Raw genomic sequence first — 9,712 nt, 5'->3', positions numbered from 1 at the left:
GTTCAGCGCAACCTCTCGGTTGCGGTTACGAAGTGACTTCGCATTTTTTTTCCCCTCCCGCAGACCTCCCCAGATAAGAACGTCATCTTTCTGCCCGCAACCACTGGAGTTTACAAAGATAGCCTTTGGCGACTTGGGATTTCGTCATGTGTTGGTGACTCATCCGGCTAACCCTGCCTCGAATCCAGTTCGTGTACCTTGGCTCGTGCATTTGCCTTAAGCTTCCTTCAGATTCCGCCTCGCGGCGGACACCCTTGCTCTTGGCTAACGGTAGGCGTTCGCCAGCCCCCGTTCGGGACTTTCACCCTAGAGATGACGCCCATGCTGGGCGTACAACAAAACAAGGGCCGCCGTCATTAGGCAGCCCTTTGTTATTATTATTCGCCAGTGATGCTGTTCTCCTTGAGGATAACGTCATGCGCGCCGCCCTCAATGATGCTTGTTGCCGAGACGAGCGTAATGCGAGCGTTCTTCTGCAGCTCCGCAATCGTCAACGAACCGCAGTTGCACATGGTCGATTTGATCTTATGAATCGTCTTGCCGAGGTTTTCTTGCAGACTGCCCGCGTATGGCACGTACGAGTCTACGCCTTCTTCGAACATGAGGCCTGCTTTGCCGCCAGTGTCATATCGTTCCCAATTTCGCGCACGGTTCGAGCCTTCGCCCCAGAACTCCTTCACGAAATTGTTGCCCACCTTCAGCTTCCGCGTTGGACTCTCGTCGAAACGGGCGAAGTATCTGCCCATCATAACGAAGTCCGCGCCCATTGCCAGTGCAAGGGTGATGTGATAGTCATGCACGATACCGCCGTCGGAACAGATCGGGACATAAATACCTGTATGCCCGTAATACTCGTCACGCGCTGCCGCAACTTCAATCAGTGCGGATGCTTGTCCGCGGCCGATACCTTTCTGCTCGCGTGTAATACAGATCGAGCCGCCGCCGATGCCGACTTTGATAAAGTCTGCGCCAGCCTCGACCAGATAGAGGAAGCCTTCACGGTCAACGACGTTACCCGCGCCGATCTTCACGTCGAAGTTCGATTTTACATATTCGATCGTATCTTTCTGCCACTCGGAATACCCGTCGGACGAGTCGATTACGAGCACGTCTACGCCTGCAGCAACAAGCGCCGGCACACGCTCTTCATAGTCCTTCGTGTTAATGCCCGCGCCAACGACATAACTCTTGTTCGCATCAAGCAGCTCCGACGGATTCTCTTTATGCTCATCGTAGTCTTTGCGGAATACGAGGTAATCGAGATTGTTATCCGCATCGACAACCGGCAGACAGTTCAGCTTGTGATCCCAGATGAGATCATTCGCTTCCGACAGCGTAATGCCGGATTTGCCATAAACGAGCTTCTCGAACGGAGTCATGAAATCACTCACCTTCTTGGTGAGCGAATCGCGGCTGATCCGGTAATCACGGCCTGTAACGATTCCGAGCAGCTTGCCGTTCGCCGAACCGTCGCTCGTAATCGCAACAGTCGAGTGGCCTGTCCGTTCTTTCAGGTCCAGCACATCTCTCAGCGTATGGGTTGGCATCAGGTTCGAGCGGCTAACTACGAAGCCTGCCTTGTAGCTCTTCGCTTTGCGCACCATTGCCGCTTGGCTCTCCACCGACTGGGAGCCGAAGATAAACGAAATACCGCCGCTGCGCGCAAGCGCGACCGCCATCCGTTCATCGGATACGGCCTGCATCACTGCGGACGAGAACGGAATATTAAGCGAATATGCCGGTTTCTCGCCCTTCTTGAATTTGACAATCGGGGTCTTAAGCGTGACGTTGGACGGATTGCATTCCTTCGTCGTTAGGTTCGGCACCAGCAGAAATTCACTAAAGGTGCGGGATGGTTCCATGTAATAGTGTGCCAAAAAATACGCCTCCGATCGATTCACGAGAATAAATTTTTACAAGCATATCACAGCGTATAAAAACAAGCAATGCACCTTTTTCACCTTTCTACTTTTGCTTCATTGCCGTTTCCAGCAGCGACATCGCCTTGTTCTGTTGTGGATCCTCGACTTTAAACTTATCCGATAGCCGGCTAACCATATGGTAAGCCGTCTTATCATTCATCGCGCCGGTGACGGGCAGCTTCTCGTTCGACTGGAACGCGCGCACCGCATTTTCCGTATCCGCATCATAGATCCCAAAGCTAGCGCCAACTTTGTAGCCAAGCACCTGAAGCATCTTCTGTACCGTAACCACTTGGTCCCCGTAGTCACCGACTTTCAGCTTCAGACCGGTAGGCAGACCTGGCAGGAGCGCATAATCCGGAGGTGCAACGACAACCGTAGGCTCGATGCCCTTCTTATGAATCCAGCTTCCTTTTGGCGTACGCCACTGCGCTTCGGTCAATTTCAGAACCGAGCCATCCTTGAGCTGGCGGAAGTTCTGGACGATCCCTTTGCCGAACGTTTTCTCGCCAACAACCTGCGCGCCTGCATCCTCTTTGAGGGCCGCTGTCAGCACTTCTGCAGAACTTGCCGTATGAGCGTCAACGAGAATCACTATCGGCAGCGTCCACGGTTCCTTCTGATTCGAGGTATGCGTAATGACATGCTGCTCATCTTTATATACGACTTGCACGATCGTCTTGCCCTTCGGCACGAAGCGGTTCGCAAGCTCAATTGTCGGCTCAAGCAGGCCGCCGGGATTGCCGCGCAGATCGAGCAGCAGCGACTTCATCCCCTTCTTCTGGAGCGCATCGATCGCCGCATCGAACTCATCCGCCGTCTTCTCGGCGAATCGGCTGATCGTAATCTCGCCAACGTTATTCGGTTTCATCTCGTAAGAAACAGTCAGCACGGGAACTGCACCGCGGGGGATGGTCAGATCGATTGTGCCATTCGGGCCTTCGCGACGGACGGAAATCTTCACCTTCGTGCCCTCTTTGCCTTGAAGCAATGCCTTCAAATCGGTAAGCTCAATACCGGTTGTCCGCTTGCCTTCCACGGTGACGAACGTATCTCCAGCCTTCAGCTCGGACTTCGATGCTGGCGTGCCTTTAATGATTTTCTCAATCACGAACTCGCCGTCTTCCTCGCGAATCTCCACGCCGATGCCGACAAAATGATCCTCATACGACTGGACGAACTGTTCGCCCTTCTCGCCTGTCATGTATACGGAATACGGATCTCCGAGTGAAGCGACCATCCCTTCCGCCGCACCATCGACAAGTGCCTTCGCCTGCGCACCGTTCAAGTAACGATTCATAATTTCGTTATACGCGTAGGATAAGTTCTTGAACGCCGCTTCCTTCATGACCGGGTACTGAACCAGCATGCTGATTCGCCCGCCTGCAAACCCTGCCCCAACCGCGATAACGAGCAGAAGGGCTATTGATACACGACGCCGCTGCTTAACCGCTTGCCCACCAAAAACACTCATACGTACACCTCTTCCAAAATGAACCTGTAAAACTCACTCTATCGCATTCGGGGGAGCGCCGCAAGTTTGGTACACGCAGCTCGAAAAAGAGGCCCCTTACAGCCGATGCCGACCTCCTGCTGTAGTAGCAGTAACGATCCGCGCGTGCTGTAAGGAGCCTCATGTTGCGACTAGATAATCCGATTCATTCGTTGCAGCTATACCGTCTCGGTAACTAAGTTCAGCCAATTGCGTTCTGCCGCAGTCAGGATGACCGGCAGCGCTTTGACGCTGTCGAGCAGCTCGCTCGGCTTCTGCGGTCCGACGATCGCAGCAACCGGGAATGGCTGGTTCAGCACATACGCGAGCGCGATGTGATTCGCCGTTACGCCATATTTCTCTGCGAGTACGCCTGCTCTGCGCTTGCGCTCCCAGTTCTCTTCGCTGTAATTGACGCGGACCATATCTACATCATCGCGGTTCTCCGGCGTGAAGCGGTCGGTGAAGAAGCCGCCGGATTGCGAGGACCACGAAATAATCGGCAGCTGCGACTGCTCGTGCCAAGCCTCGTCTGCCGCTGTCGTCGAAACGCAGCCTGCCCAGCGTGCTTCGTTCGGTCTTGCCAGCGCAAGGTTCGGGCTATTACAAACAAAGCCAATCAATCCGTTCTTCGCTGCGTACGCATTCGCTTCTTGAATCCGTGCAACGGTCCAGTTCGATGCGCCAAGCGCACGAGCGCGGCCTGCCTTGATCTGGTCGTTCAGCCCTTCGAGGATATAGCCGACATGCACGTTCGGATCATCGCGGTGCAGCATGTAGATGTCGACATAGTCGGTCTTCATCCGTTCAAGCGATTCCAGCAGGTCGCTCTGGATGCAAGTCTTCGTCATGCGCGACTGCTCGTATGGGTGTGCGCCTTTGCCGATGATAACCATCTCGCTGCGATTGCCGCGCGCCTCCATCCATGCCCCGATCGCTTGTGCGGCGCTTGCGCCATAAATATGTGCGCTATCGATCGCATTGCCGCCAACTGCCGTGTAGGCATCCAGCAGCTCGTGCGTATAATCCATCCGGTCTACATTCAACATCATGGAACCGTGAACAAGCTGCGATACGCCCTGCTCAACGCCTGCAACTTCAATTCGTCTCATCTGCGTCAACGTCAACACTCCTTACCTGATTGTGATGAATAATCGTATATTGCTCATTGTAATAAAGGTTTTAACTTTTAGAAATCGAAATATATTGCATCGACTACAACAATATTGATCCTAGGTGAAAAAGGAGCGCGTATATAGATGGCTCAGCAACATTTGACGCTTCCGATGCTGCGGAAGGAGCGATTCTATTGTTTTCCCGAATCTGCCGGCTATTATGAAGGAAATGAAGGGCATGAGGTGGCGCGGCCCGCAGGATCGATGCAGCAGTTTAATTTGCATCTCATCGTCAGCGGCTCCGGCTACGTTGTAGACGATGCCGGCGGAGTAACCGAGCTTAGGGAAGGCGACACATTTCTATATTTCCCGGGTGATAAACAGCATTATTTTGCAAATTCCGAGCAGCCCTGGGACTTCAAATGGGTCCATTTCTACGGCAGCGGCATCGGTGCTGATCTGGCGGAGCGCGGTTTTCGCCGTTCAGTCGCATGGCGGCTGCGCGCGCCTTCTCTGTTGGAGAACCGCATTGACGAGCTGCTGTTTGAAATCGGCGAGCACAAGATGCTCCATCCGAGCCGAGTCTCGATGCTGCTGTACGGCATTATCGCGGAATATATCGAGCAAGCCGAACCGCTGGCAGATACTGCTCACGCCGCTTCTTCCGCGAATGCGCGCATTCTTGGACTTCTGCCCGAACTGCAGGCGCGGGCGGCCGAGCCATTCGATCTAAATTATTGGGCGAAGCGTGCCGTGACGAACCGGTTCGCCTTCTGCCGCTGGTTCCGCCGTGCGGCTGGCCAGACGCCGCTTGAATTCGTAACGATGTGCCGCATTCAGCGGGCGAAGCAGCTGCTTGTCGAGCGGCAGGACTTAGGCGTGAGTGAAATCGCCAAGCTGTCGGGCTACGAGAACCCCAGTTATTTTAACAAGAAGTTTCAAGAGAGCGAGCAAATGACGCCAAGCGCGTACCGGCAGCAATTTGCCCGGGCCTGATGGGTGAAATAAACGCTTGTTGCTTGCGGGAGTTATGAGCTACAATCAATGAAAACAGACAGACTAGGGAGAGAACCATGTACAAACTGATTGCAATCGATATCGATGATACGTTATTGACCGATGACATTATCGTGACTCCGGGCACGAAAGCCGCGCTTGCCGCAGCAATTGAGAAAGGCGTGTTCGTCACGCTGGCGACAGGCCGCATGTACGCTTCCGCGAAGAAGATCGCTAAGCAGATCGAGCTTGATGTGCCGATCATTACGTACCAAGGCTCGCTCGTGAAGACGCTGCTCGAGGAAGAAGTGCTGTATGAGCGCAGCGTGCCGCAGGATGCTGCACTGGATTTGATTGCTTATTGCGAGAAGAACAAGCTGCATTTGCAGCTGTATATTGATGATATTCTGTACGTGAAAGAAGATAACGAGAAGGCTCGCGGCTATTCGAAGCTGTCGAATATTCCATTCGTAGCAGATCCGGATTTTGCTTCTTTGATCAAGAAGCCGACGATGAAGATGCTCATGATCGACGATCCGGCTCGTCTTGACGAAGTAGCGCTCGAGCTTGCTCCGCTAATCGGCGACCGCGTCCATATTACGAAGTCGAAGCCGCATTACTTGGAAGTGACGCATAAGGAAGGCACGAAAGGCCATGCGATCTCCTTCATGGCGGAGCACATCGGCTGCACGCTGGATGAAGTCATCGCGATCGGCGATTCGTGGAACGATCACGAGATGATCGAAGCTGCTGGCCTTGGCGTCGCGATGGGCAATGCCCAGCCAAAGCTGAAGGAAATGGCTCAGTACGTAACAAAGTCCAACAATGACGAAGGCGTGCGCCATGTCATTGAGAAGTTTATTTTGCAAGCGGAGACGGTGTAAGTTTGGAGAGGAGAGCTGTGCCTGAGGGCGCGGCTCCTTTTTGTTACTAGGCAGTGAAATACGTCCATAACGAAAGCAGCAGCGATGTTATTATCATTGCAATTAGCGGCTTAAGTACAGCGTTCTGTCCGTCCCTTCGCAGATTCACATTCAACCCGAGCGCAACCATCGCCATTGTGAGCAAAAAGGTTGTCAGCGTCGTAAGCCCTTCCGTCAGTGCTGGAGAGGACTGCAGTACCGATTGACCGGGGCTGCTGCTGCCTAGCAGGCTCATAAGCATGAATCCGAGCAGGAACCATGGCATTGCAATTGGCGCTGTTTCTGTGCTGTCGAGCTGCTGTCCATGGACATTCTTCCGGCGGCTGATGCGCTTCATCAGTGCGACGAGTATGAGACAAAGGGGAACGAGCAAGAATACGCGTCCGAGCTTTGCGAGAAGCGCGAGCGCCAATGCATCTTGCCCTGCAGGCGCAGCCGCTAATGCAACATGGGCAATCTCGTGCAAGCTTGTTCCGGACCAGATGCCGTATTGCTCCTCGGTAAGGGCAATTATTGGTCGAAGCAGTGTATAACTGATCGCAAAGACCGTGCCGACGAGCGCAATCAGTCCCGCGCTGAGCGCGGTTTCTTCCTCCTTCGCCCGCACGATCGGCGAAACGGCAGCAATGGCCGCTGCTCCGCAAATGCCCGTGCCGATGCCAAGCAACAGCGAAAGCTTCATGTCTGCTTTGAACCATTTCGCGAGCAGCAAGGTACACCCGATTGCGAATGCAGCGACGGCAACATCGCGTCCAAGCAAGCCAATCCCCTCTTGGAAGACTTGTGATATGTTTAGCTTCAACCCGTACAGGATGATGGCAAGCCGAAGTAAGTTTTTGCCGGAGAAGCTAATGCCCGAACGAAGAGATTCCGGCGGATATCCTAATATGTGGCGGTATATGACGGCTATGATAATGGCACAAGCCATCTGACCTGCATAATGGAAAACGGGCAGCTGAGAAATGACATATCCTGCGCCAGCGATGAGAAATGTAAAGACGATTCCTGTTGCCAAGTGCTGCTGTATCACTGGCCGAGGCCGTACTTGCGCAGGCACTTGCATCTGCCGGGCAAGCCGTTTCACGGTGTTAGTCGGATGATGCCGGGTTTCTGCCATAACGGCTTCCTCCTTCTCGGATGAATGAGATGGTTCCCATTATACGTGGCGCTGTCCGATAAGAGAAATCAATCATTATGATGATTAAAATAAACAATTGTTATTTAGTTGCAAATCCGGAACGATGGTACGGAAGGGTCGTTACCTTTTTGTAACTTTAGTTCGAGAGAGTCCGTCTATAATGATGTGGTAAACACCTACTACGGAGGGATTCTCAATGATCAGCAAACGTTTCAAATACCCGCTTAAACAACTTACACTCGGCGCGCTCGGCACACTTTTCATCGTCGCATCTGCACCGCTAGCTTTCGCAGATGAAGCAGCCGTAACCACTAGCAACGAGGTAACCGCAGCTCCAATCGTTACAGCAGTACCTATTAGCGCTCAGCTTCCAGCTACCGGCGGCGTAACGATACAAGAAAAGAAGTTAACCTTGAAAGAAGATATCTTCGATTATGAGCTGCACTTGCCGGTCATTAGCGGAATGAAGGATGCCAAATACCAGCAAGCGCTCAATGCCAATATAGCTGCACGTGCAATGGCAGTCGCAGATGGGATGCATAAGCAAGCCAAGGCGGATGCAGCGGCGGCTGACGGCCAATATGAGTTCCGGCCATACTCCGTTTACGTGAGCTTCGAAGTGTATTCGGATGGCAGTGATGCGGCAGGTAATGTACTGTCGTTCAAGGTACTGACGTACACATACACAGGCGGTGCTCATGGCGGCACACTTGCACAAACGTATAACGTGAAGAACACAGCAACTGCGTCGCAGCTTAAGCTAAAAGATCTCTTCGGCAGCAATTATAAATCGATCATTAACAAAGCTGTAGCGGCAGATATTAAGAAGCATGAGGACATATACTTCCCAGATGTATTCAAAACCATCTCCGACAGTCAAGCGTTCTATGTAAAAAAGAACAAGGCTTATATCATCTTCCAGCAGTACGAAATCGCACCGTACGCTGCGGGCATGCCTGAAGTTGCGGTGAACATTCCAACGCCAAGCAAAATCGTCGTGAACGGTACGACGCTCACTGGAGCTGGTAAGCTGTTTGTTAACAAAGACGGCTTCCTAATGGCTCCGCTTCGTACGCTTGCTGTGCAGCTCGGGTATACGCTTAGCTGGAATACGAAGACACAAAGCACAGAGCTGACGAAAGGCGCACAATGGACGTCGCTCACAGTTGGCAAAGACCGCTACACTTATGCGAAGCTGGCTCCATTCACGCTCGGCGCCGCGCCAGTCGTGAAGGATAACTTGCTCTATGTGCCGCTCACATTCTTCTCGCAAGTGCTGAAAGCGCAGGTGGCGTATGACCAGAACGCGGTGACGATTACTGCGGACGCGAAGTAAAGGTAAGAAAGCTGAAGAAGCTGAGAGATCCGATTTGGATCTCTCAGCTTCTTTTTTGCGCGGATTTGTCGCCGAGAGAACCCGTTTGGGTCTCTCGGCTTCGCGCGGCTCGCGTTTCACGCCCAACTTACCATTGAGAGACCTGATTTGGATCTCTCAGTTTTTTTTCGTGGGGATAGGTCACCGAGAGACCCCTTTTGGATCTCTCAGCCCCATGAGGCCAGGTCGGCAACGCCAACACCTCAAACGAGAGAGGATTTTTCCTCTCTCAGCAACCATAATAGTTACTTTTAAACACTGGGAGCGGGTTTCCCCTCTCTCGAAGCCGAAAATCATTGAGCGGAGTCGTTTTCTTACGCTGAAAAAGGCCTTTGCCTCTCTCGACCCCAGATTTTCCTGTTTTCGTTCCCCGAGAGCGGGTTTTCCATCTCTCGCTTTCTCTCAACAAATCGAGTAGGCCCATGCGCAATTGCATGGGCCTCTCACAGATCCGGACGTGCGGGTCATCGCATCCGGCTCCTCCATGATTATCCCCGTTGGGGATGAAGGTCTTTTTGGATCGAGGACAAACTACTTAGACCGATTTCTTCAAACCACTTGTTTGGCATCGCATACTGCGCATACGTCGAGTAGGAGCTGCGCCAAGCGGTCATTCGTAACCCCGGCAGTTCTCTATCCCATCCTCGTTTGCGCATCTCTCGATGAAGTTTCCTTATCTTCCTCCAGCTTCGCAGCTGTACCGACCGGAGTCTTCTTCTTATCCAACCATCGAGATCTCGGAATCGTTTGC

7 protein-coding genes are annotated in these 9,712 nt (G+C 52.9%); 3 read left to right on the top strand and 4 right to left on the bottom strand.

Features of this window, described 5'->3' with window-relative positions; genetic code table 11:
- Window positions 1-377: 377 nt before the first annotated feature.
- The 3 genes from A8990_RS30965 to A8990_RS30955 form a co-directional block, all read right to left on the bottom strand.
- A complete protein-coding gene (locus A8990_RS30965) occupies window positions 378-1,877 on the bottom strand; it encodes an IMP dehydrogenase (protein ID WP_116192870.1) in 1,500 nt (499 codons plus the stop codon).
- Between the two features lie 88 nt (window positions 1,878-1,965).
- Window positions 1,966-3,396 (bottom strand): S41 family peptidase, encoded by a 1,431-nt coding sequence (locus tag A8990_RS30960; RefSeq protein ID WP_116192869.1) that lies wholly within the window; start codon window positions 3,394-3,396, stop codon window positions 1,966-1,968.
- Between the two features lie 197 nt (window positions 3,397-3,593).
- Window positions 3,594-4,526 carry an aldo/keto reductase gene (locus A8990_RS30955; protein WP_116192872.1) on the bottom strand — a complete coding sequence of 311 codons (933 nt, stop codon included), beginning with the start codon at window positions 4,524-4,526 and terminating at the stop codon, window positions 3,594-3,596.
- A gap of 147 nt (window positions 4,527-4,673) precedes the next feature.
- Between A8990_RS30955 and A8990_RS30950 the strand changes: the two genes are divergently transcribed.
- A complete protein-coding gene (locus tag A8990_RS30950; RefSeq protein WP_116192868.1) occupies window positions 4,674-5,525 on the top strand; it encodes an AraC family transcriptional regulator in 852 nt (283 codons plus the stop codon).
- Window positions 5,526-5,602: 77 nt separating this feature from the next.
- The gene (locus A8990_RS30945; RefSeq protein ID WP_116192867.1) at window positions 5,603-6,409 is read left to right on the top strand and encodes a Cof-type HAD-IIB family hydrolase; all 807 of its coding nucleotides are present in this window, start codon (window positions 5,603-5,605) and stop codon (window positions 6,407-6,409) included.
- A gap of 46 nt (window positions 6,410-6,455) precedes the next feature.
- Here A8990_RS30945 and A8990_RS30940 read toward each other — a convergent pair whose 3' ends face one another.
- Window positions 6,456-7,511, bottom strand: coding sequence for a YeiH family protein (locus A8990_RS30940; RefSeq protein ID WP_116192871.1), 1,056 nt, complete (start codon window positions 7,509-7,511; stop codon window positions 6,456-6,458).
- A gap of 271 nt (window positions 7,512-7,782) precedes the next feature.
- Between A8990_RS30940 and A8990_RS30935 the strand changes: the two genes are divergently transcribed.
- Window positions 7,783-8,922: a stalk domain-containing protein gene (locus A8990_RS30935; RefSeq protein ID WP_116192866.1), complete on the top strand. Its 1,140-nt coding sequence runs from the start codon at window positions 7,783-7,785 to the stop codon at window positions 8,920-8,922.
- The last annotated feature ends 790 nt before the right edge of the window (window positions 8,923-9,712 follow it).

The organism is Paenibacillus taihuensis (assembly GCF_003386535.1).
Lineage (GTDB): Bacteria > Bacillota > Bacilli > Paenibacillales > Paenibacillaceae > Paenibacillus_Z > Paenibacillus_Z taihuensis.
The sequence above is the reverse complement of the archived record's forward strand: the minus strand, read 5'-3'. Positions and strand labels throughout refer to the sequence as shown.